General features: G+C 58.8%; 24 protein-coding genes. 14 read left to right on the top strand and 10 right to left on the bottom strand.

Annotated elements, in window-relative coordinates; genetic code table 11:
- Positions 1–42: 42 nt before the first annotated feature.
- Both dprA and M5G20_RS27595 read right to left on the bottom strand, forming a co-directional pair.
- Complete coding sequence (dprA, locus tag M5G20_RS27600; RefSeq protein ID WP_273921790.1) at positions 43–1,149, bottom strand: DNA-processing protein DprA; 1,107 nt, start codon at positions 1,147–1,149, stop codon at positions 43–45.
- A gap of 81 nt (positions 1,150–1,230) precedes the next feature.
- Entirely contained in the window at positions 1,231–2,256 is a 1,026-nt protein-coding gene (locus M5G20_RS27595; protein WP_273921789.1) for a LysM peptidoglycan-binding domain-containing protein, read from the bottom strand.
- Between the two features lie 171 nt (positions 2,257–2,427).
- Here M5G20_RS27595 and def point away from each other — a divergent pair, with 171 nt between their 5' ends.
- The 5 genes from def to M5G20_RS27570 all read left to right on the top strand — a co-directional run bounded on the left by def (position 2,428) and on the right by M5G20_RS27570 (position 7,100).
- On the top strand, positions 2,428–2,934 hold the full coding sequence (def, locus tag M5G20_RS27590; protein ID WP_075946931.1) for a peptide deformylase: 507 nt from the start codon (positions 2,428–2,430) through the stop codon (positions 2,932–2,934).
- A gap of 69 nt (positions 2,935–3,003) precedes the next feature.
- On the top strand, positions 3,004–3,963 hold the full coding sequence (gene fmt, locus M5G20_RS27585) for a methionyl-tRNA formyltransferase (protein WP_273921788.1): 960 nt from the start codon (positions 3,004–3,006) through the stop codon (positions 3,961–3,963).
- Positions 3,960–5,270, top strand: a complete 1,311-nt coding sequence (rsmB, locus tag M5G20_RS27580; RefSeq protein ID WP_273921787.1) for a 16S rRNA (cytosine(967)-C(5))-methyltransferase RsmB — start codon at positions 3,960–3,962, stop codon at positions 5,268–5,270. The genes fmt and rsmB overlap by 4 nt, the downstream gene beginning before the upstream one ends.
- Before the next feature lie 21 nt (positions 5,271–5,291).
- The gene (trkA, locus tag M5G20_RS27575) at positions 5,292–6,668 is read left to right on the top strand and encodes a Trk system potassium transporter TrkA (RefSeq protein WP_075946934.1); all 1,377 of its coding nucleotides are present in this window, start codon (positions 5,292–5,294) and stop codon (positions 6,666–6,668) included.
- Between the two features lie 138 nt (positions 6,669–6,806).
- The gene (locus tag M5G20_RS27570) at positions 6,807–7,100 is read left to right on the top strand and encodes a tetratricopeptide repeat protein (protein WP_191635241.1); all 294 of its coding nucleotides are present in this window, start codon (positions 6,807–6,809) and stop codon (positions 7,098–7,100) included.
- Here the strand turns inward: M5G20_RS27570 and M5G20_RS27565 are convergent, their stop codons facing one another.
- The 3 genes from M5G20_RS27565 to tag all read right to left on the bottom strand — a co-directional run bounded on the left by M5G20_RS27565 (position 7,101) and on the right by tag (position 8,898).
- Positions 7,101–7,340, bottom strand: a complete 240-nt coding sequence (locus tag M5G20_RS27565; protein ID WP_075946936.1) for a PilZ domain-containing protein — start codon at positions 7,338–7,340, stop codon at positions 7,101–7,103.
- Positions 7,341–7,412: 72 nt separating this feature from the next.
- Complete coding sequence (locus tag M5G20_RS27560; protein WP_273921786.1) at positions 7,413–8,300, bottom strand: lysophospholipid acyltransferase; 888 nt, start codon at positions 8,298–8,300, stop codon at positions 7,413–7,415.
- Positions 8,301–8,340: 40 nt separating this feature from the next.
- A complete protein-coding gene (tag, locus tag M5G20_RS27555; RefSeq protein ID WP_273921785.1) occupies positions 8,341–8,898 on the bottom strand; it encodes a DNA-3-methyladenine glycosylase I in 558 nt (185 codons plus the stop codon).
- An 81-nt stretch (positions 8,899–8,979) separates the two neighbouring features.
- On the opposite strand from tag, the gene glyQ reads away from it, so the two are divergent.
- From glyQ to M5G20_RS27535, 4 genes are all read left to right on the top strand, one after another.
- Positions 8,980–9,933 (top strand): glycine--tRNA ligase subunit alpha, encoded by a 954-nt coding sequence (glyQ, locus tag M5G20_RS27550; RefSeq protein WP_003187265.1) that lies wholly within the window; start codon positions 8,980–8,982, stop codon positions 9,931–9,933.
- Positions 9,930–11,984 (top strand): glycine--tRNA ligase subunit beta, encoded by a 2,055-nt coding sequence (glyS, locus tag M5G20_RS27545; protein WP_150733947.1) that lies wholly within the window; start codon positions 9,930–9,932, stop codon positions 11,982–11,984. The genes glyQ and glyS overlap by 4 nt, the downstream gene beginning before the upstream one ends.
- 4 nt (positions 11,985–11,988) lie before the next feature.
- Positions 11,989–12,528 carry a D-glycero-beta-D-manno-heptose 1,7-bisphosphate 7-phosphatase gene (gmhB, locus tag M5G20_RS27540; protein WP_191635240.1) on the top strand — a complete coding sequence of 180 codons (540 nt, stop codon included), beginning with the start codon at positions 11,989–11,991 and terminating at the stop codon, positions 12,526–12,528.
- An 84-nt stretch (positions 12,529–12,612) separates the two neighbouring features.
- Positions 12,613–13,392, top strand: coding sequence for a lysophospholipid acyltransferase family protein (locus M5G20_RS27535; protein WP_273921784.1), 780 nt, complete (start codon positions 12,613–12,615; stop codon positions 13,390–13,392).
- A 183-nt stretch (positions 13,393–13,575) separates the two neighbouring features.
- Here the strand turns inward: M5G20_RS27535 and M5G20_RS27530 are convergent, their stop codons facing one another.
- Positions 13,576–15,108, bottom strand: coding sequence for a sensor histidine kinase (locus tag M5G20_RS27530; protein ID WP_273921783.1), 1,533 nt, complete (start codon positions 15,106–15,108; stop codon positions 13,576–13,578).
- 130 nt (positions 15,109–15,238) lie between these two features.
- Between M5G20_RS27530 and M5G20_RS27525 the strand changes: the two genes are divergently transcribed.
- Entirely contained in the window at positions 15,239–15,955 is a 717-nt protein-coding gene (locus M5G20_RS27525; RefSeq protein ID WP_273921782.1) for a response regulator transcription factor, read from the top strand.
- Between the two features lie 60 nt (positions 15,956–16,015).
- Here M5G20_RS27525 and gyrB read toward each other — a convergent pair whose 3' ends face one another.
- Genes gyrB through dnaA form a run of 4 tightly spaced genes read right to left on the bottom strand, consistent with a single transcriptional unit; the run spans position 16,016 to position 22,223 of the window.
- Positions 16,016–18,433 (bottom strand): DNA topoisomerase (ATP-hydrolyzing) subunit B, encoded by a 2,418-nt coding sequence (gene gyrB, locus M5G20_RS27520; RefSeq protein WP_056854376.1) that lies wholly within the window; start codon positions 18,431–18,433, stop codon positions 16,016–16,018.
- A 5-nt stretch (positions 18,434–18,438) separates the two neighbouring features.
- Entirely contained in the window at positions 18,439–19,542 is a 1,104-nt protein-coding gene (gene recF / locus M5G20_RS27515) for a DNA replication/repair protein RecF (protein WP_150702283.1), read from the bottom strand.
- A 20-nt stretch (positions 19,543–19,562) separates the two neighbouring features.
- Positions 19,563–20,666: a DNA polymerase III subunit beta gene (gene dnaN, locus M5G20_RS27510; RefSeq protein WP_075946944.1), complete on the bottom strand. Its 1,104-nt coding sequence runs from the start codon at positions 20,664–20,666 to the stop codon at positions 19,563–19,565.
- A 39-nt stretch (positions 20,667–20,705) separates the two neighbouring features.
- Positions 20,706–22,223, bottom strand: a complete 1,518-nt coding sequence (gene dnaA, locus M5G20_RS27505; protein WP_273921781.1) for a chromosomal replication initiator protein DnaA — start codon at positions 22,221–22,223, stop codon at positions 20,706–20,708.
- 566 nt (positions 22,224–22,789) lie between these two features.
- Here dnaA and rpmH point away from each other — a divergent pair.
- Genes rpmH through yidC form a run of 4 tightly spaced genes read left to right on the top strand, consistent with a single transcriptional unit; the run spans position 22,790 to position 25,265 of the window.
- The gene (rpmH, locus tag M5G20_RS27500; protein WP_003213577.1) at positions 22,790–22,924 is read left to right on the top strand and encodes a 50S ribosomal protein L34; all 135 of its coding nucleotides are present in this window, start codon (positions 22,790–22,792) and stop codon (positions 22,922–22,924) included.
- A gap of 16 nt (positions 22,925–22,940) precedes the next feature.
- Positions 22,941–23,342, top strand: a complete 402-nt coding sequence (gene rnpA, locus M5G20_RS27495; protein WP_197677877.1) for a ribonuclease P protein component — start codon at positions 22,941–22,943, stop codon at positions 23,340–23,342.
- Positions 23,335–23,580, top strand: coding sequence for a membrane protein insertion efficiency factor YidD (gene yidD / locus M5G20_RS27490; protein ID WP_010207715.1), 246 nt, complete (start codon positions 23,335–23,337; stop codon positions 23,578–23,580). Before rnpA ends, yidD begins: the two co-directional genes overlap by 8 nt.
- 2 nt (positions 23,581–23,582) lie before the next feature.
- Positions 23,583–25,265 carry a membrane protein insertase YidC gene (gene yidC, locus M5G20_RS27485; protein ID WP_273921780.1) on the top strand — a complete coding sequence of 561 codons (1,683 nt, stop codon included), beginning with the start codon at positions 23,583–23,585 and terminating at the stop codon, positions 25,263–25,265.
- Positions 25,266–25,297: the final 32 nt, after the last annotated feature.

Genomic DNA, 25,297 nt, shown 5'->3' with positions numbered 1-25,297 from the left:
AGAATAAGGCTCTGCGCAGTTTACCGATCTTGTTTATAAAACCTAGCTCACCCGCGCAAACCAGCGCCCGTTTTCACACACGGCGTTGCCGTCCATCTCCAGTTCCGTCAATGCCGCCAACACTTTGGGCAACGCCCAGCCGCTGGCGACGGCCAGCGCTTCACTGGTGTGAGGCGCCGCATGCAGCAGCATCAACAGCGGATGGCGGGTCGCAGCCTCGCAGGTTTCTGTGAACAACGGTTGTTGCTGCCAACCTCGCAGGGCTTCGAGGACATGTTCGATTGTCTCTACCAGTATCGCTCCGTCGCGGATCAACTGGTGGCAACCCCGGGCGCCGGGGTGATGAATCGACCCGGGAATCGCGTAAACCTCACGCCCCTGTTCCGCCGCGAGCCTCGCCGTGATTAACGAACCACTGGCCACGCTGGCCTCCACCACCAACACGCCGAGGGACAAACCGCTGATGATGCGATTGCGCCGCGGGAAGTTGCTGGCGGTGGGGCCAGCATCCAGTGGAAACTCCGAAAGCACCGCGCTGCCCGAGGCGATCATGGCGTCCGCCAGCCGCCGATTGCGCTGTGGATAAAACTTTTCAAGACCCGTGCCAAGCACACCGACCGTTTGCCCGCCGACGTCTAACGCAGCCTGATGCGCGGCGGCATCGATACCCAGCGCCAAACCACTGGTGATGACAAAACCGGCGCTGGCCAGACTGCGGGAAAACGCCCCCGCGGTGTCCATGCCCGGCCGTGAGGCGCGACGACTGCCCACCATCGCCAGCTGTGGTTTTTCCAGGATACCGGGATCGCCCGCCACGAAAAGCAGTGGCGGCGCATCGCTGATTTGCGCCAGCAACGCCGGGTAGTCGGATTGGTCCCACATCAGTAAATGCTGGCCCGGGCGCTCCAGCCAGGCCAATGCGTGGCTCGCCCCATCGCGGATTTCAGCGCAGCGCCTGGCCTCGGAACACGCCAGTGGCAAGCCGAGCGCGCGCCAGGCACTGGCCGGTGCGCTGATGGCTTTTGATGCCGAACCGAAGGCCTCGAGCAGCTTCTTGAAACGCACCGGTCCAAGTTCCGGCAAACGGTGCAGACGTAAACGAGCTTCCAGTTCCGCAGGGGAAACCGGTGTAACAACGGACCGCGACATGGATCATCCTTGATCGTTATGAGCCCCCGTACAAACGGGAATAAGCTGTGGATAACTCTGTTGGTAACTTGTGAAGCACGCTTACGGATTTCGCACCTTGTCCATCACCGCCAGCGAGCGCGATGCGTTGAGCACCAGCCCGTAGCTGAGCTTGTCGTAGGTGCGGAAAACCATCAGCAGGCCGGCGCGTTCATCGGGAATTTTCAGCGGCTGACCGGTAATACGATCTCGCACGGTTTCCCCGGTCTTCATCACCACCAGCACGTTGCCTTCGGCCAGACCATCGCGCTGACCTTTGTTCAGCGTGACCACATCCAGCGCACCGATCTGCGTAACGCCGCGCGGCACATCAATGATCAACCCATCGACTTCACTGCTTGGCGCGCTGGGCATGAACGTCGAGTTGATCGAGCGCTCCTCGCCGCTGAACAAGCGGTCGCCGAGGCGCACTTCCTGGGTCGTGCGTTGCAGCGCCAGCGTGGCGACGTCGCCTTCGGTGGCGACGATCTCGCCGCCACCGATGTCATCAGCATTGATCCCCAGGAATTCCTGGGTTTCAGGATCGGTATAGACCTTGCCCTGGCGGAAGATGCCATACACCGGTTGCGCCGGATCGAAGTGGCCGCGGGCAAAGATGCGGTCACCGGTGCCGCTGAGCACGCGCTCGGCATCACCGGCGACGATGTACGGCGCCTTGTCGAAATCCTCGGCCTTGTCGACGATGCGGTTGCTCAGCAGAAAGCTGTTGATCGATTTCAGCGGGATGCTCGGAATCGCGTCGGCCACCGGGCTGGTGCGCACCCGCGGCGAGAGCTTGATGGTGCCCCGCGACGCCCCCCGGCTGAGAGTCAGGCGTGGCTGGCCATTGACGTAGACCAGCGACAGCGAATCGCCGGGATAGATGAGATTGGGGTTTTCGATCTGCGGATTGGCTTGCCACAACTGCGGCCACTGCCACGGCTCACGGAGGTATTTACCCGAGATGTCCCAGAGCGTGTCCCCCGATACCACCGTGTATTGCTGTGGAAAACCTTCCCGAAGTTGCACTTGCCCGTGCGCCAAACCGGCCGAGGCCAGAAGGAGCAAGGCGAGTAGTGATTTCCTCATGCGGTGAATCCCTTTATTATGTGCGTTCGCGTGAAACGCCAGAGCCGTCAGTGGCTCGCTCCCGGCTTGCTAATCAAAGGAAGGGAGCTACGTTTTACAACGGTAGCCTGCATCTTCGGACCCGCCAGGCCATCGACCCGACTTTACTTCACACGTGCAGTAATCAAGCTTATGGCCATTTTAGACATCCTCGAATTTCCCGACTCGCGCCTGCGCACTATCGCCAAACCTGTGGCCGTAGTTGACGACGAAGTGCGTCAGTTGGTCGACGACATGTTTGAAACAATGTATGAAGCGCCAGGCATCGGCCTCGCCGCGACCCAGGTCAACGTGCACAAACGTATCGTCGTGATGGACCTTTCCGAAGACCGCACCGAGCCGCGAGTGTTCATCAACCCCGAGCTCGAACCGCTGACCGACGACATGGGCCAGTATCAGGAAGGCTGCCTGTCAGTGCCGGGCTTCTACGAAAACGTCGATCGCCCGCAACGGGTCAGGGTCAAGGCGCTGGACCGCGACGGCAAGCCTTACGAACTGATCGCCGAAGATCTGCTCGCGGTGTGCATCCAGCATGAATGCGACCACCTCAACGGCAAATTGTTCGTCGATTACCTGTCCACGCTCAAACGCGACCGCATCAAGAAGAAACTGGAAAAGCTCCATCGCCAGAACGCCTGATGCCCCTCTTCAAAGGCTTGCTGCGGCAAGCCTTTTTCTTTTCAAGCTGCTTTGTAATCGAGAGCTTTCATGACTGAGCCACTGCGCATCGTCTTTGCCGGCACCCCGGAATTCGCCGCCGAACACCTCAAGGCCCTGCTGAACAGCCCCTGCGAGATCGTTGCGGTCTACACCCAACCTGACCGTCCGGCGGGCCGTGGGCAAAAGCTGATGCCCAGCCCGGTCAAGCAGTTGGCACTGGAAAACAACATCCCGGTGCTGCAACCGCCCACCCTGCGCAATGAAGACGCTCAGGCTGAACTGGCCGCGTTGAAGCCAGACTTGATGGTGGTGGTCGCCTACGGCCTGATCCTGCCGCAAGTGGTGCTGGATATTCCGCGCCTGGGCTGCATCAACAGCCATGCTTCGCTGCTGCCGCGCTGGCGCGGTGCGGCGCCGATCCAGCGTGCCGTGGAAGCAGGCGATGCCGAAAGCGGCGTGACCGTGATGCGCATGGAAGCCGGCCTGGATACCGGGCCGATGCTGCTCAAGGTCTCCACGCCGATCAGCGCCGAAGACACCGGTGGCAGCCTCCACGATCGACTGGCCGAAATGGGTCCACCGGCCGTGGTCCAGGCGATTGCCGGCCTCGCCGCCGGCACGCTGGAGGGTGAAGTGCAGGACGACAGCCTCGCCACCTATGCACACAAATTGAACAAAGACGAAGCACGCATCGACTGGGCGCGCCCGGCGGTTGAACTGGAACGTCTGGTCCGCGCGTTCAACCCTTGGCCGATCACCCACAGCACCTTGAACGGCGAAGCCCTGAAAGTGCTGGCGGCGCACCTGGCCGAAGGCAAAGGCGCCCCGGGTGAAATCCTCGGCGCCAGCAAGGACGGTCTGGTCGTCGCCTGCGGTGAACAGGCCCTGTGCCTGACGCGCCTGCAATTGCCCGGTGGCAAGGCTTTGAACTTCAGTGACCTGTTCAACAGCCGTCGCGAGAAGTTCGCCGTCGGCACGGTACTCGGTCAAACGGCGGACGCTCAATGAACCCGCGTCTGGCCGCCGCCAAGGCACTTGCCGCCGTCCTGAGCGGCAAAGCTTCGCTCAACAGCTCGCTGCCCACGCAGTTGGACAAGGTCGAGGACCGGGATCGCGGCTTCACCCAGGACCTGGCCTTCGGCACCGCTCGCTGGCAGCCGCGTTTGTCGGCGCTGGCGGCCAAGTTGCTGCAAAAACCGTTCAAGGCTGCCGACGCCGATGTCGAAGCGTTGCTGCTGGTGGGTCTCTATCAATTGCTCTACACCCGCGTTCCGGCCCATGCCGCCATTGGCGAAACCGTCGGTTGCGCCGACAAGCTGAAAAAGCCCTGGGCCAAGGCTTTGCTTAACGCTGTGCTGCGTAATGCCCAGCGTGAAAGCGAAACGATTTTCGCCGAGCTGGAACGTGATCCGGTGGTGCGCACCGCTCATCCGCGATGGCTGCAAAAATCCCTCAAGGCTTTCTGGCCTGAGCAATGGGAAGCCATTTGCGCGGCGAACAATGCGCATCCGCCCATGATTCTGCGGGTCAACCGTCGTCATCACAGTCGCGACGCCTACCTTGGCTTGCTGACCGACGCCGGTATCGCCGCAACAGCGTGTGTCTACAGCCGCGACGGTATCGTGCTCGAGGCCCCAGCCGATGTGCGCAGCCTGCCGGGGTTCGCCGATGGCTGGATCAGCGTTCAGGACGAAGCTGCGCAACTGGCCGCCGATCTGCTGGATCTCGCACCGGGCCAACGAGTGCTCGACGCCTGTTGCGCACCGGGCGGCAAAACCTGCCACATTCTTGAAGCCGAGCCAAAACTGGCCGGCGTCGTGGCGGTGGATCTGGAGGCCAAGCGATTGGTGCGCGTGCGTGAAAACCTCGAACGCCTGAAACTCAGCGCCGAGCTGATCGCCGCCGACGGTCGCGACACCCAGGCGTGGTGGGACGGCAAGCCGTTCCAGCGCATTCTGCTCGATGCGCCATGCTCGGCCACCGGGGTGATTCGTCGTCACCCGGACATCAAGCTGACCCGCCAACCCGACGACATTGCCGCGTTGGCGATGTTGCAAGGCGAGCTGCTCGACGCCATGTGGACGACCCTGGAAGTGGGCGGCATCTTGCTCTACGCCACCTGCTCGACGCTGCCGACCGAAAACACCGAAGTCATCGAAGCGTTCCTCGCCCGCACACCGGGCGCCCGTGAGCTGGACCTGGCCACGGCGGCCGGCATCAAGCAGCCCCATGGTCGCCAATTGCTGGCCCAAGAGGGCGGTCACGACGGCTTCTACTACGCAAAGTTGATCAAGATCGCCGCCGCACGCGGCTAACTGTTTTAAGGGAGTGACTGGATGAAAATCATCATCCTCGGCGCAGGACAGGTCGGCGGGTCGCTGGCGGAACACTTGGCCAGCGAGGCGAACGACATCACCGTGGTCGACACTGACGGTGAGCGTCTGCGCGACCTCGGCGACCGACTGGACATCCGCACCGTCCAGGGCCGCGGTTCGTTCCCGACCGTATTGCGTCAGGCAGGGGCCGATGATGCGGACATGCTGGTCGCGGTGACCAACAGCGATGAAACCAACATGGTCGCCTGCCAGGTCGCCCACACCCTGTTCCACACGCCGACCAAAATCGCCCGGGTGCGCGAAGCCGCGTACCTGACCCGCGAAGAGCAGCTGTTCCAGAACGAAGCGATTCCGGTGGATGTGCTGATCAGCCCGGAGCAAGTGGTCACCAACTACATCAAACGCCTGATCCAGCACCCCGGCGCCCTGCAGGTGATCGACTTCGCCGAAGGCAAGGCGCAACTGGTGGCGGTGCGGGCTTACTACGGCGGTCCGTTGGTGGGCCAGCAATTGCGCCAGCTGCGTGAACACATGCCGAACGTCGAAACCCGCGTGGCCGCGATTTTCCGTCGTGACCGACCGATCCTGCCCCAGGGCGATACGGTGATCGAGGCCGATGATGAGGTATTTTTCATCGCCGCCAAAGCGAATATCCGCGCGGTGATGAGCGAAATGCGCCGACTCGACGAGACGTACAAGCGCATCGTCATCGCGGGCGGCGGCCAGATTGGCGAGCGTCTGGCCGAGGCCATCGAAAGCCGTTATCAGGTGAAGATCATTGAGATGAATCCGGCGCGCTGCCGCCATCTCTCCGACACTCTGGACAGCACTGTGGTGTTGCAGGGCAGTGCTTCCGACCGTGACCTGCTGATGGAAGAAAACATCGCCGACGCCGACCTGTTCCTGGCCCTGACCAACGACGACGAAGCCAACATCATGTCGTCGCTGCTGGCCAAGCGTCTGGGGGCGAAGAAGGTGATGACCATCATCAACAACCCGGCCTATGTCGACCTGATCCAGGGCGGCGATATCGACATCGCCATCAGCCCGCAACTGGCGACCATCGGCACCTTGCTGGCCCACGTCCGACGCGGCGACATCGTCAGCGTGCACTCACTGCGCCGGGGCGCGGCGGAAGCCATCGAGGCCATTGCCCATGGCGATGCCAAATCGAGCAAGGTGATCGGCAAAGCCATCGAAAACATCGGTTTGCCACCGGGCACCACCATCGGCGCGATCATCCGCGACGAAGAAGTGATCATCGCCCACGACGACACCGTGATCGAAACCGGTGACCATGTGATTTTGTTCCTTGTGGATAAAAAGCATATACGCGATGTGGAGAAGCTGTTCCATGTAGGACTGAGCTTTTTCTGAATGCTTTAGACCGCCATCGCTGGCAAGCCAGCTCCTACAGATAAGCGCGCAAAACCTGTAGGAGCCGGCTTGCTGGCGATGCGATTTCGAAAACGACACTGACCTGGAAACGTTCCTGTGATCGAATCCCTGGAAAAAATGCTCGCCAAGGGTGTGGATAACTCATTGCTGCGCTTCGGGCTGGGCAAGGGTTATCTGGACCTTGGGGAAAACGCCAAGGCCGCCGAGCATTTCCAGCGTTGCGTCGAATTCGATCCGAAGTATTCGGCGGCCTGGAAGCTGCTGGGCAAGGCCCATCTGGGGCTGGAGGATTTCGCGGCTGCACGTCAGGCGTGGGAACAGGGCCTGGAAGCCGCGCGCGCCCATGGCGACAAGCAGGCAGAAAAGGAAATGACGGTGTTTCTGAAAAAGCTCGAGCGTCAGGCCCGTTAGTCAGAGGTAGCGCAAACCGATGCCTTCGGCATCCACCAAAACCACTTCCATGCGCACGCGCGGCGCACCTGTGGGTAAGTCCTGCACCTGTCCGTACACCACCGCGCCCTTTGGCAACGCTGACAAGCCTGGATGCATGACGTAGACGCCTGTCGTCGACAGGTTACGCGTCTGGCCCAGGCATTCGCCAAAGCTGTGGTGGCTGATCTTGATGCGAAACGATTTGCGGTGTTCGGACATCTTCTGCGCCCTTTCTTGAACGGTTGTGGATAACCCCGGTCCCTGGGTTATCCACAGATCATGCCAATCAACTCAGTACCAGCGTTCTTCGCCCGGCGGACGCTTCTTGAAGCGCTTCATGCTCCACATGTACTGGCTTGGATACGCCCGCACATAGCGCTCGACCACCTGGCTCATTGCGGCGCAGGAAGTCTCGGTATCGGTGCTATACATGGCCTCCGGTGCCGCTTCGAGGATCACTTTATACCCCGAACCGTCCGGCAACCGCAGGGCATGCAAGAACACGCCAACCGCTTTGCCACCCGCGAGCATGTTCGGCACAAACTTGCTGGTCAGCGCCTGCGTGGCGAAGAACGGCACGAAAATCCCGGCGGATTCGGCCGGTTCCGGGTCAGCGGGAATGCCCACTGCACCACCTCTGCGCACTTCCTTGATCACACTGAGGATGCCTTCCTTGGTGGAAGCGGCGACCTTGTTGCCCAATTGCACTCGCTGCTTTTGCAGCAACTCATCCACAGCCTTCAATTTTGGCGGGCGGTAAAAAATAATCGGTTTGCACTGGCTGCAATAGAAGTGGTTGAGCACTTCCCAGTTGCCCAGGTGGCTGGTGATGCCGACCACGCCTTTGCCCGAGGCCAGTGCGTCCTTCAACACATCAAGGCCTTCGACTTCACGCACCAGATCAATGGAGCGCTGGGCCGGCCAGATCCAGGCGCAGGCGCTTTCGGTCAGGGATTTGCCGATGTCCTTCAGGCTCTGGCCGACCAGACGCTCACGTTCGGCGGGGTCCATGTCCGGAAAGCACTTGGCGAGGTTGATCCGCACGACGTCGCGGGAGCGGTTCGGGGTTTTCCACATGACCCAGCCAATTGCCGAGCCCACGGCCTGCACGGCCCGCCACGGAAGCAGGGCAAACAACCGCAGAGCGCCTACCAGCAAGGCGCCTTTAAACTTATCCACAGGTCACTCCTGATCTTGTGCTGTGCGCGAGGCGGACATTCTAACCGCCGTTCGCCAGCATCGCGTAGCGATCGCAATCCCGTGTGTGGTCCATGACCATGCCGCTGGCCTGCATCAAGGCGTAGCAAATGGTCGGGCCGACGAACGTGAAACCGGCCTTTTTCAGGCCTTTGCTCATCTCCACTGCCTGGGGTGTGATGGCCGGCACTTCGCTGCGATCCTTGAAATGATTGATCACCGGTTTGCCACCGACGAAAGACCAGAGAAACGCCACCGGATCTTCAAGGGCCAGCCAAGCCTGGGCATTGCGCCGGGCCGCGTTAAGTTTGAGGCGGTTGCGGATGATCCCGGGATCAAGCATCAACTCATCGATTTCCGCATCGCTCATCTGCGCCACGCGCTGCACGTCAAAACCGAACATGACCTGCCGATAATGCTCGCGTTTGCGCAGCACAGTGATCCAGGAAAGGCCGGCCTGGAACCCTTCGAGCAAAAGCAACTCGAACAAACCCTGCGCATCGCGTAGCGGCGTGCCCCACTCCTGATCGTGATAAGCCATGTACAGCGGATCTTCAGAACACCAAAAGCAGCGTGGCATAAGGCTCCAGGGGGCGTGCGCAGCAATGAATCGGGTATACTCCCGCTCTTTAAATCGCAGCCCAAGAAACAGGTGAATTTCGTGAGCCAGCCTACGCCAGCCGTGCGTACCTTCCAAGACTTGATCCTCGCCCTCCAGCAATACTGGGCCGAGCAAGGTTGTGTGGTACTTCAGCCCTACGATATGGAAGTAGGCGCCGGCACTTTCCACACCGCAACATTCCTGCGCGCCATTGGCCCGGAAACCTGGAACGCCGCCTACGTGCAGCCAAGCCGTCGCCCGACTGACGGCCGCTACGGCGAAAACCCGAACCGTCTGCAGCACTACTACCAGTTCCAGGTAGTGCTGAAGCCGAACCCGGACAACTTCCAGGAACTGTACCTGGGCTCCCTCAAGCACGTCGGCCTGGACCCGCTGGTCCACGACATCCGTTTCGTCGAAGACAACTGGGAATCGCCGACCCTCGGCGCCTGGGGTCTGGGCTGGGAAGTCTGGCTCAACGGCATGGAAGTGACGCAGTTCACTTACTTCCAGCAAGCGGGCGGCATCGAGTGCTACCCGGTGACCGGCGAGATCACCTACGGTCTTGAGCGTCTGGCCATGTACCTGCAAGGCGTGGACTCGGTCTACGATCTGGTCTGGGCTGACGGACCGTTCGGCAAAGTGACCTACGGCGACGTGTTCCACCAGAACGAAGTGGAGCAGTCCACCTACAACTTCGAACACGCCAACGTCGACAAGCTGTTCGAACTGTTCGATTTCTACGAAAGCGAAGCCAAGCGCCTGATCGAACTCGATCAGCCGCTGCCGTTGCCGAGCTACGAAATGGTGTTGAAGGCATCCCACACCTTCAACCTGCTGGATGCACGCCGGGCAATTTCCGTGACCGCGCGTCAGCAATACATCCTGCGTGTACGCACCCTGGCGCGTTCCGTCGCGCAAGCCTACCTGCTGGCTCGCGCCAAGCTGGGCTTCCCGATGGCGACCCCGGACCTGCGTGACGAAGTACTGGCCAAGCTGGAGGCTGCACAATGAGTGCTCTGGATTTTCTGGTTGAACTGGGCACTGAAGAACTGCCACCCAAGGCCCTGAACACCCTGGCCGAGGCGTTCCTCGCCGGTATCGACAAGGGCCTGCAAGCTGCCGGCCTGAACTACGAGACCAAAACCGTTTATGCCGCCCCGCGCCGCCTGGCCGTGCTGATTACCGCACTGGCCACCCAGCAGCCGGATCGCAGCATCAACCTCGATGGTCCGCCACGTCAGGCCGCGTTCGATGCCGAAGGCAACCCGACTCAAGCGGCACTGGGCTTTGCCAAGAAGTGCGGCGTCGACCTGAGCGAAATCGATCAGAGCGGCCCGAAACTGCGCTACAGCCAAAGCATCGCCGGCAAGCCGACCGCCAGCCTGTTGCCGACCATCGTCGAAGATTCGCTGAACGACTTGCCGATCCCGAAACGCATGCGTTGGGGCGCGCGCAAGGAAGAATTCGTGCGTCCGACCCAATGGCTGGTGATGCTGCTCGGTGACCAGGTCATCGACTGCACCATCCTCGCCCAGAAGTCCGGCCGCGATTCCCGTGGTCACCGCTTCCATCACCCGGAAAACGTGCGCATTGGTTCCCCGTCCAGTTACCTGGCCGACCTGCGTGCCGCTTATGTATTGGCCGATGCCAACGAGCGTCGCGAGATCATCAGCAAGCGCACCGAAGAACTGGCGACCCGTCAGGAAGGCACCGCGATCGTGCCACCTGACCTGCTCGACGAAGTGACCGCGCTGGTCGAATGGCCGGTGCCGCTGGTGTGCTCGTTCGAAGAACGCTTCCTCGATGTGCCACAAGAAGCGCTGATCACCACCATGCAGGACAATCAGAAGTACTTCTGCCTGCTGGATGCCGACGGCAAGTTGCTGCCACGTTTCATTACCGTGGCCAACATCGAAAGCAAGGACCCGCAGCAGATCATCGCCGGTAACGAGAAAGTGGTTCGCCCACGCCTGACCGACGCCGAGTTTTTCTTCAAGCAAGACAAGAAGCAAAAACTCGAAGACTTCAACCTGCGCCTGCAGAACGTGGTGTTCCAGGAAAAACTCGGCAGCGTCTACGACAAGGCCGAACGTGTTTCCAAACTGGCCGCGTACATCGCGGCACGTATCGGCGGCAACGCTTCGTGGGCTGCCCGTGCAGGCCTGCTGTCCAAGTGTGACCTGGCGACCGAAATGGTCGGCGAGTTCCCGGAGATGCAAGGCGTCGCCGGTTACTACTACGCCCTCAACGATGGCGAGCCGCAAGACGTTGCACTGGCGCTGAACGAGCAGTACATGCCGCGCGGTGCCGGCGCTGAATTGCCGTCCACCCTGACCGGTGCGGCCGTGGCCATCGCCGACAAGCTCGACACGCTGGTGGGTATTTTCGGTATCGGCATGCTGCCAACCGGCAGCAAAGACCCCTACGCACTGCGCCGTGCTGCGCTGGGCGTGCTGCGTATCCTGATCGAGAAAAAACTCGATCTGGACCTGAACGACGCCGTGGCTTTCGCCGTGACCGCGTTCGGTGCCAAGGTCAAGGCTGCCGGCCTGAACGATTCGGTGCTGGAGTTCATCTTCGATCGTCTGCGTGCGCGTTACGAAGACGAAGGTGTCGATGTCGCGACCTACCTGTCGGTACGTGCCCTGAAACCGGGTTCGGCGCTGGACTTCGATCAGCGCGTGCAAGCGGTACAGGCCTTCCGCCAATTGCCGGAAGCCGCTGCCCTGGCCGCCGTGAACAAGCGTGTATCGAACCTGCTGAGCAAGGTCGAAGGTTCCGTTCCTACCGTGGTAGAAGCCAAGTACTTCGACAACGCCAACGAGTTCTCCCTGTACTCGGCGATCCAGCAGGCAGACCAGGCCGTTCAGCCGATGGCTGCCGCTCGTCAGTACAGCGAATCGCTGGCACGCCTGGCGGCGTTGCGCGAGCCGGTGGATGCGTTCTTCGAGGCGGTGATGGTCAACGCTGAAGATGCCAACGTTCGTGCCAACCGTTATGCGTTGCTGGCGCGCCTGCGTGGTCTGTTCCTCGGCGTCGCCGACATTTCGCTGCTGGGCTGAGGGGCTGCTGTTGAAACTGCTGATTCTCGATCGCGACGGAGTGATCAATTACGACTCCGACGCTTACATCAAGTCGGTGGAGGAGTGGATTCCACTTCCCGGTTCGATCGAAGCCATCGCGCAGTTGAGCAAGGCCGGCTGGACGGTAGCGGTCGCTACCAACCAGTCGGGCATCGCTCGCGGCTATTACGACATCGCCACCCTGGATGCCATGCACGAGCGCCTGCGCTCGCTGGTGGCAGAGCAGGGCGGTGAAGTCGGCCTGATCGTCTATTGCCCGCACGGGCCGGACGAAGGTTGCGATTGCCGCAAGCCAAAACCCGGGATGCTGAAAAGCATCGCCGCACATTACAACGTATCGCTGACCAATCTCTGGTTCGTCGGCGATAGTCTCGGTGACCTGGAAGCCGCCAAAGCCGTCGATTCACAGCCAGTTTTGGTAAAGACCGGGAAAGGCGAAAAGACTTTGGGTAAAACCCTTCCGGTTGGCACATTGATTTTTGACGATCTGGCGGCGATTGCCGCAGAACTTATCCACAATTAGAGTGCTTCTGATATTTCCTGATAAAGGATTGATCAGGAGTGCGCTTTATACAGGCGGGTGCTGCCCGCAACGGTAAACGTCACCATGTCGATATTGCAGGCCATCAGGACCTTTCTCTTTTACCTGCTGCTGGGCACCAGCTCACTGCTGTGGTGCAGCCTGAGTTTTTTTATCGCGCCCTTTCTCCCGTTCAAGGCGCGCTATCGTTTCATCAACGTCTATTGGTGCCGCTGCGCCTTGTGGCTGAGCAAAGTGTTCCTGGGCATTCGCTACGAAGTGAAGGGCGAGCACAACGTCCCGGATCGTCCCTGCGTGATCCAGTCGAACCATCAAAGCACCTGGGAGACGTTTTTTCTCTCCGCCTATTTCTCACCGCTGAGCCAGGTGCTCAAGCGTGAATTGCTTTATGTGCCTTTTTTCGGTTGGGCGATGGCCATGCTGCGGCCAATCGCCATCGACCGCGACAACCCGAAAGCCGCCCTCAAGCATGTCGCCAAGAAGGGCGACGAGCTGCTCAAGGACAACGTCTGGGTATTGATCTTCCCTGAAGGCACACGCGTTCCTTATGGCACTATCGGAAAGTTTTCACGGGGTGGGACTGCATTAGCGGTCAACGCCGACCTGCCGGTGCTGCCGATTGCGCACAATGCCGGCAAGTTCTGGCCGAAAACCGGTTGGGCGAAGAGGCCCGGCGTGATTACTGTGATCATTGGCGAACCGATGTACGCCGAAGGCAGCGGGCCGCGAGCCATTGCTGATTTGAACGATCGGGTTCAAGCCTGGAACGAGCAAATGCAGCGCGATATGGGCTCGCTGCCGCCGGCTCCGAAAGCGCCGGTTACCACGGACTCGGTGGCTGTCTGAGATTCTGTGGATAAGCTGTGTACCGTTTCGCTGAAAAGCGTCGTTAAATCTTAATAACCTCATGATTTAATTACATATTTCATAAAATGATAAAAACCATAAAACCGTGCATAAGTTTTTTACGGGCGCAAAAAAACCGGCTGATATAGCCGGTTTTTTTATGCTCGCGAAAACATCCGGGATTCACTCTTCAAGCAAAGGAAAATCGAGGCGGAAACAGGTACCTATGCCGACCACGCTGGTGCATTCAATTCGCCCCCCATGGCGATCCACCACCGCTTTCACCATCGACAAACCCAGACCCACGCCGTCGATCCCTTGGGCAGAAGAGAAACGTCGATACTGGCTGAATAGCTCTGGCAATTCTTCGGCGGCAATGCCTTTGCCTTGATCGGTGAGCTCACAGGTCAGCCAGTCGCCACTGTGCCTGACGCGCAAACTGACACGAGTGCCCGCAGCACTGTATTTGATCGCGTTCTCCAGCAGATTGAACAGCGCCCGGGTCAACAAAGCCTGGTCCGCCATCAGCAAGCTTTCCTGAGCCTCATCCTCCACTTCGTGCACCAGTTGGATCTGCTTGTGTTGCGCAAGGGGCAGTGCCTGATCGAACACATCCAGCACCAGCATCGCAAACAGGCTGGGTTGAAAGTGATACGCATCAGACTCAGCTTTTGCCAGTTGCACAAAGCCGTCCGTCAGGTCCAAAGCCCTGCGCACCTGAAGCTCGATTTGATTGAAGAGCTGCGCGTCACCGCCCACTTGATGGCGATGCACATCGAGCAGCGCAAGAATGGCCGAGTGCGGTGCCCGCAAATCATGGGAGAGAAAGCGCAACATGACTGCCCGCTGCTCTTGCGCGTCGCGTTCAATACTCAGGTCCGTCAGGCTCCAAAGCCAGCCGGCCGGGGTTTCGCCGTCTGCCGGTATCAACTCAGCGCGTTCCAGGCGCAGGCTGCGTTCTCTTGCGTCACGGAACTCCAGCAACGGCAGTGTGGATAGAGGCGAGCCCGGAGCAGGGTGCACACCCGGGTAACCGAGCCTCACCAATTGTTCAAGCACACCATCCCCCACCAAACTGCCACCAAACAGATCCCGGGCCTTGCGGTTACTGAGCAAAATCTGCCCGTGGGGGTCACTGATCAAGGTGGCTACAGGCAGATACTCGAGCCCGTCGGCGATGAAACGGTGGGTATCTCGCGTCCGACTCATGGCCTGCTCAAGCGCCATGACCTGCTTCTGCAAGCGATCCCCGCTCGGGAAGTGAGCACGCCGACGCTCCGGAAACACTTTCGGTTCGCTGTCCAGTCGCGCCAGCTCCCAGCCAAAATACGTCAGCACCACGCTGAGCCGCCGCCAGTTCCAGATCAAATACGCTAACAGCATGCTCAGCAGCGCAGGTGTCGGTGACCACCATTTTCTGAGCTCTGCGAGGCCGGCGCTCGTCAAAAGGGCACACAACATGCCACTTAACGTCAGCCAGAGCGCCAGGCGCGGACGCCACAACAGCAGCCCGAGAACACAGGCCACCAGGGCCACCGACAGCAACGCGCTTAAGCCAGGCGATGCGTCGTTCAGATTCATCTGAAGTCGATAGGACAGCAGTGCAGTCAGCGGCAGGAGCACTAGACTGATCCACAACCACTCGCGCACCAATTGCCGAAATAATCGCTCAACCTGGCTCGGCTCACGGCTTTCCTGACGGAGTGGGCTATTCATGGGAATAAGGGCAGGGCAGCGTGAATGGTTTCATAGATCTCCGATCTGCAGACGTAGACCCAAGAATCATAGCGGACGCCGTCCGATGGCGGCCGCTTCCTTTAACTGCCTGGTAAAGGAACCACCGCGTATGCGTGTTGCGATATTGGACGATGAGCCCGCCGAACTGCGCCGGGTCGAACAAACCCTGCAGCAGATGGCGGACGCCGGCGAGCAACCCTGGTCGCTGCACAGTTTCGAGCGCGGGGAAGACCTGCTGCGACAACTGCGCCGGGAAACATTCGACCTGCTGATCCTCGATTGGCAACTCCCTGATCTCAGCGGCCTGGAGGTGCTGCGTTGGAGCCGTGAACACATGGACGCACCACCGGCCGCGATCATGCTCACCAGCCGAGACGGCGAAAATGATATCGTCCAGGCCCTGAATACCGGCGCCGACGACTACGTCAGCAAACCGTTTCGCCCCAACGAACTGAAAGCCCGGGTGGGCGCAGTGCTGCGCCGGCACAGCCAACAACGTGCAGCCTCAGACGCCTTGAGCTTCAACGACCTGGTATTCGACGATGCCGAACTGACCGTCACTCGCGACGGCAAACCGATCGTCATGACCGAGCGCGAGTACCGCCTGGCACACTGCCTGTTCAGCAACCTCGGCCGACCGTTGTCGCGGGACTATCTGTACGAGCGATTCTGGCCCCATGAAGAAATGTCGTCATCGCGCCCACTGGACACCCACATCTACCGCCTGCGTAACAAACTTGGCCTGACGGCTGATCGTGGTTGGCAACTGCTGACGATTTATGGGTATGGGTATCGGTTGGAGAGCGTGGCGCCGGTGAGCGAGTAAATGGCAGGTAATAAAAAAGCCAACGCAGATGCGTTGGCTTTTTTTGGCGTCGACCGGGTGTCAGAAGTCCAGGTTGGAAACCGCCAGGGCGTTGCTTTCGATGAAGTCACGACGGGGTTCGACCGCATCACCCATCAGGGTGTTGAAGATCTGGTCCGCGCCAATGGCGTCTTCGATGGTCACTTTCAGCATGCGGCGCGAGCCCGGGTCCATGGTGGTTTCCCACAGCTGATCCGGGTTCATTTCACCCAGACCTTTGTATCGCTGGATGGTATGGCGCTTGGTGCTTTCCGCCATCAACCACTCAAGGGCTTCCTTGAACTCGGTGACCTGCTTCTTGCGCTCGCCACGCTGGATGTACGCGCCGTCGTCCAGCAGAGTGCTCAGTTGAGCGCCGAGGGATACGACAGTTTTGTAGTCGTTGCTGCCGAAGAAGTCGCGGTTGAAGGTGACGTAGTTCGACAGGCCATGGGAGATCAGCTCGACCTCTGGCAGCCAGACGTTACGTTCACGGTCTTCACGCAGGCTGGCCTTGTAGACCAGGCCCGACTTCTCGACGGTGCGCAGACGCACTTCGTACTGAGCCAGCCAATCCTGCATCGCTGCGTGATCGGACAACTGCTCCAGGCTCACGGCCGGCAGGTAGATGAAGTGCTCGGTCAGTTCCTGTGGGTACAGGCGCGACAGACGCTTGAGTGTCTTCATCACCAGACGGAAGTCATTCACCAGACGCTCAAGGGCTTCACCGGAGATACCCGGGGCTTCCTCGTTCAGGTGCAGGCTCGCATCTTCCAGGGCCGACTGCGTCATGTACTCTTCCATGGCGTCGTCGTCTTTGATGTATTGCTCTTGCTTGCCTTTCTTCACTTTGTACAGTGGCGGCTGAGCGATGTAGATGTAGCCACGCTCGATCAGCTCCGGCAGCTGACGGAAGAAGAAGGTCAGCAGCAGGGTACGGATGTGCGAACCGTCGACGTCAGCATCGGTCATGATGATGATGTTGTGATAACGCAGCTTGTCGATGTTGTACTCTTCGCGGCCGATGCCGCAGCCCAGCGCGGTGATCAAGGTGCCGACTTCCTGGGAAGAGATCATCTTGTCGAAGCGTGCTTTTTCGACGTTCAGGATTTTACCTTTGAGGGGCAAAATGGCCTGAGTCTTACGGTTACGCCCCTGCTTGGCGGAGCCGCCAGCAGAGTCACCTTCCACGAGGTACAGTTCGGACAGGGCAGGGTCTTTTTCCTGGCAGTCCGCCAGTTTGCCCGGCAGGCCTGCGATGTCCAACGCGCCTTTACGACGGGTCATCTCACGGGCCTTGCGCGCCGCTTCACGGGCACGGGCGGCGTCGATCATCTTGCCGACCACCAGCTTGGCTTCGTTCGGGTTTTCCAGCAGGAAGTCGGAGAAGTACTTGCCCATTTCCTGTTCGACCGCGGTCTTCACTTCGGAAGAAACCAGCTTGTCTTTGGTCTGGGAGCTGAACTTCGGATCCGGCACTTTTACCGAAATGATCGCGGTCAGGCCTTCACGGGCATCGTCACCGGTGGTGGCGACTTTGTGCTTCTTCGCCAGGCCTTCAGCTTCGATATAGGTGTTCAGGTTACGCGTCAGTGCGGAACGGAAACCCACCAGGTGAGTACCGCCATCGCGCTGTGGAATGTTGTTGGTGAAGCACAACAGGTTCTCGTTGAAGCTGTCGTTCCACTGCAAGGCGATTTCCACGCCGATGCCATCTTCACGCTGGATGTTGAAGTGGAACACCTGGTTGACCGGCGTCTTGTTGGTGTTCAGGTATTCAACGAATGCACGCAAGCCGCCCTCATACTTGAACAACTCTTCCTTGCCGCTGCGCTCATCCTTGAGGACGATGCCGACACCGGAGTTGAGGAAGGACAGTTCACGGATCCGCTTGGCCAGGATGTCCCAGCTGAAGTGGATGTTCTTGAAGGTTTCGCTGGAGGCCTTGAAGTGAATCTGGGTGCCAGTGGTTTCGCTGTCGCCAACGATTTTCATCGGCTCTTGCGGAACACCGTGAACGTAAGTCTGTTCCCAGATCTTGCCGCTACGACGGACAGTCAGAACCAGCTGTTCGGACAGGGCGTTCACTACCGAAACACCTACACCGTGCAGACCGCCGGAAACTTTGTAGGAGTTATCGTCGAACTTACCGCCGGCGTGCAGCACGGTCATGATGACCTCGGCTGCGGAAACGCCCTCTTCTTTGTGCACGTCTACCGGGATGCCACGGCCGTTGTCGCGAACGGTTATGGATTCATCCGGATGGATGATGATGCTGATGTCGTCGCAGTGGCCGGCGAGAGCTTCGTCGATCGAGTTGTCGACCACCTCGAACACCATGTGGTGCAGGCCGCTACCATCGTCGGTGTCGCCAATGTACATACCGGGACGTTTGCGTACGGCATCCAGGCCTTTCAGCACTTTAATGCTCGTTGAGTCGTACGTATTTTCTTCGCTCAATGCCTTCACTCCCGATGGTCGTGGGTCTGGGTGATACGGCCCTGTTCCACGTGGAACAGAGCGACTGGCGTTTCCGTCTGCCAGCCTTCCCTCAATAATTCGTGATCTACACAGGTGATGAACACCTGGCAGCGTAAGTCTTCCAGCAAGCGGCAAAGCGCACGGCGGTGCTGCTCGTCCAGTTCGGACGGCAAGTCATCCACCAGATAAATACACTGACCGCGTCGTGCCTGGCTCACCAAGTGCCCTTGAGCAATCCGCAAAGCACAGACCACCAACTTCTGCTGTCCACGAGACAAGATGTCCGCGGCATTATGAGCGCCCAATCTGAGGCGCAAATCAGCGCGTTGTGGTCCGGCCTGGGTATGACCCATTTGCTGGTCCCGCTGCAAGGACCCGGCAAGCACTGCGCTCAACTCACGGTCTTTGTCCCAGCCTCGGTAATAGCTGAGCGTTAAGCCCTCAAGCTCAACCAATTCGCTCAAGGTCTGTTCAAAGACTGGTTTTAAGGCTTTGATGTAGGCGCGGCGGTATTCATCGATTTCAGCGCTGGCCTGACACAGTTCCCTGTCCCAAACCGCCTGCGAAACGGCGTCAAGTGTACCATGCCGCAGCCAGGAGTTTCTCTGACGCAGAGCCTTCTGCAAGCGCTGCCATGTCGACATGAATCGGGGTTCCACGTGGAACACACCCCAGTCCAGAAACTGCCGGCGAATCTTCGGTGCCCCTTCAAGCAGACGAAAGCTGTCCGGGTTGATCAACTGCAGCGGCAGTATCTCGGCCAACTGCGCAGCGCTACGCGCGTTCTGGCCATCGATGCGGATCTGGAACTCACCCTGACGATCACGGGAGATACCTAATGCGCTCTGCCCACCCTCGGCAAGTTCGACCTGTCCGAATACTGTGCACGCCAGTTGCTCATACTGAATGACCGGTAACAGCCGGGTGCTACGAAACGAACGGGCAAGCCCCAGCAGGTGAATGGCTTCCAGAACACTGGTTTTGCCGCTGCCGTTGGCGCCGTAAAGAATATTGATTCGGGGGGAGGGGGAGAAGGTCACCGGGTGCAGATTGCGCACCGCGGTGACCGAGACGCGACTTAAGGACATCTAGCTTCTGCTGAGCATGATTACAGACGCATCGGCATGACGACGTAAGCCGAATCGTCATTGTCGGACTCTTGCACCAGCGCACTGCTGTTGGAGTCGGACAGGATCAGACGAACCTGCTCGGTGGTCATCACGCCCAGCACGTCGAGCAAATAGCTCACGTTGAAGCCGATTTCCAGGGAGCCGCCGTTGTACTCAACGCCCACTTCTTCTTCCGCTTCTTCCTGCTCCGGGTTATTCGCCTGGATTTTCAGCTGACCGTTTGCCAGTTGCAGACGGATACCGCGGTACTTCTCGTTGGACAGAATCGCAGTACGGCTGAACGCTTCGCGCAGTGCCTGACGGTCACCGAGTACCAGCTTGTCGCCGCCTTTTGGCAGAACACGCTCGTAATCCGGGAATTTACCGTCGACCAGTTTCGAGGTGAACGTGAACTCGCCGGTGGTGGCACGAATGTGATGCTGACCCAGTACGATGCTGACGATGCCGTCCGGCTCGGTCAGCAAACGTGCAAGCTCAAGAATACCTTTGCGCGGCACGATGACCTGGTGGCGGTCCGGTTGCCCGATATCGGCCTGCATCGAGCACATCGCCAGACGGTGACCGTCAGTGGCCACGGCGCGAATGATGCCGGCCGACACTTCCAGCAGCATGCCATTGAGGTAGTAACGCACGTCCTGTTGAGCCATGGCGAAACTGGTGCGCTCGATCAGGCGACGCAGCTTGCTTTGCTCCAGGCTGCAGGTCAGCGAGCCCGGGCCTTCTTCAACAGTCGGGAAATCGTTGGCTGGCAGAGTCGACAGCGTGAAGCGGCTGCGCCCGGCCTTCACCACGAGCTTCTGCTCGTCAACCTTGATGTCGATCAACGCATCGTTCGGCAGGCTTTTGCAGATATCCATCAGCTTGCGCGCAGGCACAGTGATGGAGCCGGTTTCAGCAGGCTCTTCGAGTTGAACACGACCGACCAGCTCGACTTCCAGGTCAGTACCGGTCAGCGACAGTTGCTGGCCTTCGACAACCAACAGCACGTTGGAGAGCACCGGCAAGGTCTGTCGGCGTTCGACGACGCCTGCGACCAGTTGCAGGGGTTTCAACAGGGCTTCGCGTTGAATGGTGAAATGCATGGTCTAGTCCCTTGCCTTAATAAGCTGCGCTGGTGTTCATCAAGTGGTCAGTGTACGCAGCAGGTTCTTGTAGTCCTCGCGGATGTCCGCGTCGGATTCCTTAAGTTCATTGATCTTGCGGCAGGCGTGCAAAACCGTCGTGTGGTCACGTCCGCCAAACACATCGCCGATTTCCGGCAGGCTGTGGTTAGTCAGTTCCTTGGACAACGCCATGGCAACCTGACGCGGACGGGCGACCGAACGCGAACGGCGTTTGGACAGCAAATCGGAAATCTTGATCTTGTAATACTCGGCGACGGTGCGCTGAATGTTATCCACAGAGACCAGTTTGTCCTGGAGCGCCAACAGGTCCTTCAGGGATTCGCGAATCAACTCGATGGTGATATCGCGCCCCATGAAGTGCGAGTGAGCGATCACGCGTTTCAGCGCACCTTCCAGCTCGCGGACGTTGGAGCGAATGCGCTGGGCAATGAAGAACGCGGCATCGTGAGGCAGTTCGACTTTGGCCTGGTCGGCCTTCTTCATCAAGATCGCCACACGGGTTTCCAGCTCCGGCGGCTCGACGGCAACCGTCAGGCCCCAGCCGAAGCGGGATTTCAGGCGCTCTTCAAGGCCCTCGATTTCTTTCGGGTAGCGGTCACTGGTGAGAATGACCTGCTGGCCACCTTCAAGCAGGGCGTTGAAGGTGTGGAAGAACTCTTCCTGGGAACGCTCTTTGCGGGCGAAGAATTGAATGTCATCGATCAGCAAAGCATCCACCGAACGGTAGAAACGCTTGAACTCGTTGATCGCGTTCAGCTGCAGAGCCTTGACCATGTCCGCCACGAAGCGCTCGGAATGCAGGTACACAACCTTGGCATTCGGGTTCTTCTTTAATAGATGGTTACCCACAGCATGCATCAAGTGGGTTTTACCCAGACCAACGCCGCCATAAAGGAACAACGGGTTGTAACCGTGTTTAGGATTATCCGCCACCTGCCAGGCTGCAGCCCGGGCCAATTGGTTGGACTTACCTTCAACGAAGTTTTCGAAGGTGAAGGTACGGTTCAGGTAGCTGGTGTGCTTGAGCGCGCCTTCAACCTGCACGGTGCGTTGTTCGGAGCGAACCGGTGCCTGTTGCGAACTGGCGCCGGCCATCGGGTCGAAGCTGTCACGGGAAGGTTCTTCCTCGGTGACTTCGGCGACTTTTTGCGTTGCACGCTTGGCTGGCGCTGGAGCCGGGGGCGGTGCGCTGACAGGTGCGGACGCGGCCTGAGCCTGGGACGCAGCTGCGGCTAGCGGAGCATTCGGTGCTGCACGCGGCGCCGAACTACGTTTGCTGCCTATTAATAAGGAAAGCGCGGGCGCCATGCCATTGCCGTGCTCGTCCAGCAGCTCCATCACGCGACCGAGGTATTTCTCGTTGACCCAGTCCAGGACAAACCGATTGGGCGCATAGACACGCAACTCGTCGCCTTCGGCTTCGACCTGTAGTGGACGGATCCAAGTGTTGAATTGTTGGGCAGGCAGCTCATCGCGCAGAAGCTCCACGCACTGCTGCCAAAGTTCCACTGACACGGATATCCCCTAAGTTGAAAGCCGGTGAGGCAAAAACAAGCGGCCATTGTAGCGACCAGACGCCGACTTATCCACACGTAGGTGGTCCATCGAACAAGAAGAATCAACGATTTATACGCAAAAAAGACGACCAATGGTCTGTGCATAAGCTCTGTGGATAACAGGGTCTAAGCTCGTTGCACAAGTGGGGGTGAAACTCTGTGGGTAACACGCCTGTGGATAAATAGCACTTTCACGCACAGGTTATCCGACAGCACGGCACAGGCTGAACACGGTTTTCCACTGTAGTTGTCATTCTCTGTACACCACGGATAACAAGGCCTTAACGTAGTTATCCACAGATAATCGCTGCCTAAGCTTTTATAAGCTTTACAGAAAAGCTTTAAATACTCTCCTTCTTTATTTTTATGTTTAGCGCTGGATCGGTACCGACCAAAGCTCCCGAGATCTATTTATAAGGAAACGTTGGTTGGAAATTGACCTAGAGGCTTGCTTTCTCTAGAATCCCCGGTCTCTTAAAACGGGGGCCATTCCGGCCCGTTGTGGACGAACCAGGTAACACGACAATGAAACGTACTTTCCAACCAAGCACTATCAAACGCGCTCGTACCCACGGTTTCCGTGCTCGCATGGCTACCAAGAACGGTCGTGCCGTCCTGTCGCGTCGTCGCGCCAAAGGTCGTGCGCGTCTGGCAGTTTGATAATCCGGCACTGGAGGTGAGTCAGGACTTCAGTCGGGAAAAGCGTCTGCTTACTCCCCGGCATTTCAAGGCAGTCTTTGACTCCCCTACCGGCAAGGTTCCGGGGAAAAATCTCCTGCTCCTTGCGCGCAACAACGATCTCGATCACCCCCGTCTCGGGCTGGTTATCGGGAAAAAGAGCGTAAAGCTCTCCGTCGAGCGCAATCGCCTCAAACGTCTGATGCGCGAATCGTTTCGCCTGAACCAGGATCTACTGGTCGGATGGGACATCGTTATCGTCGCGCGCAAAGGTTTAGGTGACGTAGAAAACCCCGAATTGATTCAGCATTTCGGCAAACTCTGGAAGCGTCTGGCACGCAGCACGCCGGTACCAGCAGTCAAAACCGAAACTGTAGGGGTAGACAGTCCAGATGCGTAAACTGGCACTCGTTCCGATCCAGTTTTATCGCTATGCCATTAGTCCCCTGATGGCCAGTCACTGTCGTTTCTACCCCAGTTGTTCCTGCTACGCGTTAGAAGCCATTGAAAATCATGGCCTTCTTCGCGGTGGCTGGCTGACCTTTCGTCGTTTAGGTCGCTGTCATCCGTGGAATCCCGGTGGTTATGACCCGGTTCCACCTATCCCTACCTCCCGTTCTTCTTCGATGGCCGAGTAATCATGGATATCAAACGCACGATCCTGATCGTCGCCCTGGCAATCGTGTCCTACGTTATGGTTCTTAAATGGAACCAGGACTATGGCCAGGCTGCCCTGCCGACTCAGAATGTTGCTTCCAGTACTACCGCACCGGGCCTCCCGGATACGGCAACTGGCAATAAAGCGTCCGTCAGTGACGACATTCCGCACGCCGCAAACGATACCAGCGCCCCTGCCGAAACTCCGGTAGCCGCAAGTACCGATCTCATCCAGATCAAAACGGATGTGCTCGATCTGGCTGTCGACCCACAAGGTGGTGATGTTGCGCAGCTGAAATTGCCGCTGTATCCACGTCGCCAGGACCATCCGGAAATTCCTTTCCAGCTGTTCGATAACGGCAACGAACGGACTTATCTGGCACAAAGCGGCCTGATCGGCAGCAACGGTCCGGACGCAAGTCCTGCCGGTCGTCCGGTTTACTCCGCCGAGAAGAAGATTTATCAACTGGCTGATGGTCAGGACCAATTGGTCGTAGACCTGAAGTTCAGCAAGGACGGCGTCAACTACATCAAGCGTTTCACCCTGAAACGCGGCCTGTACGACGTAACCGTTTCCTACCTGATCGACAACCAGAGTGCACAGCCTTGGTCCGGCGCAATGTTCGCGCAACTGAAGCGTGACGCCAGCTCCGATCCGTCTTCCAGCACAGCCACCGGCACTGCGACTTACCTGGGCGCCGCCCTGTGGACAAGTTCCGAGCCGTACAAGAAAGTGTCCATGAAGGACATGGACAAGGCGCAGCTGAAAGAAACCGTCACCGGCGGTTGGGTTGCATGGTTGCAACACTACTTCGTGACTGCGTGGATTCCGGCGAAGGGCGAAAACAACATCGTCCAGACCCGTAAAGACAGCAAAGGCAACTACATCATCGGCTACACCGGTCCTTCGCTGACCGTTGCACCGGGTGCCAAAGCTGAAACCAGCGCCATTCTGTACGCCGGTCCGAAAAGCCAGGCTGTGCTGAAAGAGTTGTCCCCAGGCCTGGAACTGACTGTCGACTACGGCATTCTGTGGTTCATCGCTCAACCAATCTTCTGGCTGCTGCAACATATCCACGCGCTGGTCGGTAACTGGGGCTGGTCGATCATCTTCCTGACCATGCTGATCAAAGGGATTTTCTTCCCACTGTCGGCTGCCAGCTACAAATCCATGGCGCGCATGCGTGCAGTGGCACCGAAACTGGCCGCGCTGAAAGAGCAACATGGCGACGACCGGCAGAAAATGTCGCAAGCCATGATGGAGCTGTACAAGAAAGAGAAGATCAATCCGCTGGGTGGTTGCTTGCCAATCCTCGTGCAGATGCCGGTTTTCCTGTCGTTGTACTGGGTTCTGCTGGAAAGCGTTGAAATGCGCCAGGCGCCGTTCATGCTGTGGATTACTGACCTGTCGATCAAGGATCCGTTCTTCATTCTGCCGATCATCATGGGCGCAACCATGTTCATCCAGCAGCAGTTGAACCCGACGCCTCCGGATCCGATGCAGGCGAAGGTCATGAAAATGATGCCAATCATCTTCACCTTCTTCTTCCTGTGGTTCCCGGCGGGCCTGGTTCTGTACTGGGTTGTGAACAACGTGTTGTCCATCGCCCAACAGTGGTACATCACGCGTAAGATCGAAGCGGCTACCAAAAAAGCCGAGGCGTAACTTACTCTGTGGATAACCACTCAAAACGCCCC

It is taken from the genome of Pseudomonas sp. TNT2022 ID1044 (assembly GCF_028656895.1).
Taxonomy (GTDB): domain Bacteria; phylum Pseudomonadota; class Gammaproteobacteria; order Pseudomonadales; family Pseudomonadaceae; genus Aquipseudomonas; species Aquipseudomonas reinekei.
This window is presented reverse-complemented; position numbering and strand designations above follow the sequence as displayed.

Coding starts and splice junctions, on each gene's coding strand:
- dprA (WP_273921790.1), bottom strand. CDS start 1,149: ATGTCGCGGTCCGTTGTTACACCGGTTTCCCCTGCGGAACTGGAAGCT.
- M5G20_RS27595 (WP_273921789.1), bottom strand. CDS start 2,256: ATGAGGAAATCACTACTCGCCTTGCTCCTTCTGGCCTCGGCCGGTTTG.
- def (WP_075946931.1), top strand. CDS start 2,428: ATGGCCATTTTAGACATCCTCGAATTTCCCGACTCGCGCCTGCGCACT.
- fmt (WP_273921788.1), top strand. CDS start 3,004: ATGACTGAGCCACTGCGCATCGTCTTTGCCGGCACCCCGGAATTCGCC.
- rsmB (WP_273921787.1), top strand. CDS start 3,960: ATGAACCCGCGTCTGGCCGCCGCCAAGGCACTTGCCGCCGTCCTGAGC.
- trkA (WP_075946934.1), top strand. CDS start 5,292: ATGAAAATCATCATCCTCGGCGCAGGACAGGTCGGCGGGTCGCTGGCG.
- M5G20_RS27570 (WP_191635241.1), top strand. CDS start 6,807: ATGCTCGCCAAGGGTGTGGATAACTCATTGCTGCGCTTCGGGCTGGGC.
- M5G20_RS27565 (WP_075946936.1), bottom strand. CDS start 7,340: ATGTCCGAACACCGCAAATCGTTTCGCATCAAGATCAGCCACCACAGC.
- tag (WP_273921785.1), bottom strand. CDS start 8,898: ATGCCACGCTGCTTTTGGTGTTCTGAAGATCCGCTGTACATGGCTTAT.
- glyS (WP_150733947.1), top strand. CDS start 9,930: ATGAGTGCTCTGGATTTTCTGGTTGAACTGGGCACTGAAGAACTGCCA.
- M5G20_RS27535 (WP_273921784.1), top strand. CDS start 12,613: ATGTCGATATTGCAGGCCATCAGGACCTTTCTCTTTTACCTGCTGCTG.
- M5G20_RS27530 (WP_273921783.1), bottom strand. CDS start 15,108: ATGAATAGCCCACTCCGTCAGGAAAGCCGTGAGCCGAGCCAGGTTGAG.
- M5G20_RS27525 (WP_273921782.1), top strand. CDS start 15,239: ATGCGTGTTGCGATATTGGACGATGAGCCCGCCGAACTGCGCCGGGTC.
- recF (WP_150702283.1), bottom strand. CDS start 19,542: ATGTCCTTAAGTCGCGTCTCGGTCACCGCGGTGCGCAATCTGCACCCG.
- dnaN (WP_075946944.1), bottom strand. CDS start 20,666: ATGCATTTCACCATTCAACGCGAAGCCCTGTTGAAACCCCTGCAACTG.
- rpmH (WP_003213577.1), top strand. CDS start 22,790: ATGAAACGTACTTTCCAACCAAGCACTATCAAACGCGCTCGTACCCAC.
- yidD (WP_010207715.1), top strand. CDS start 23,335: ATGCGTAAACTGGCACTCGTTCCGATCCAGTTTTATCGCTATGCCATT.
- yidC (WP_273921780.1), top strand. CDS start 23,583: ATGGATATCAAACGCACGATCCTGATCGTCGCCCTGGCAATCGTGTCC.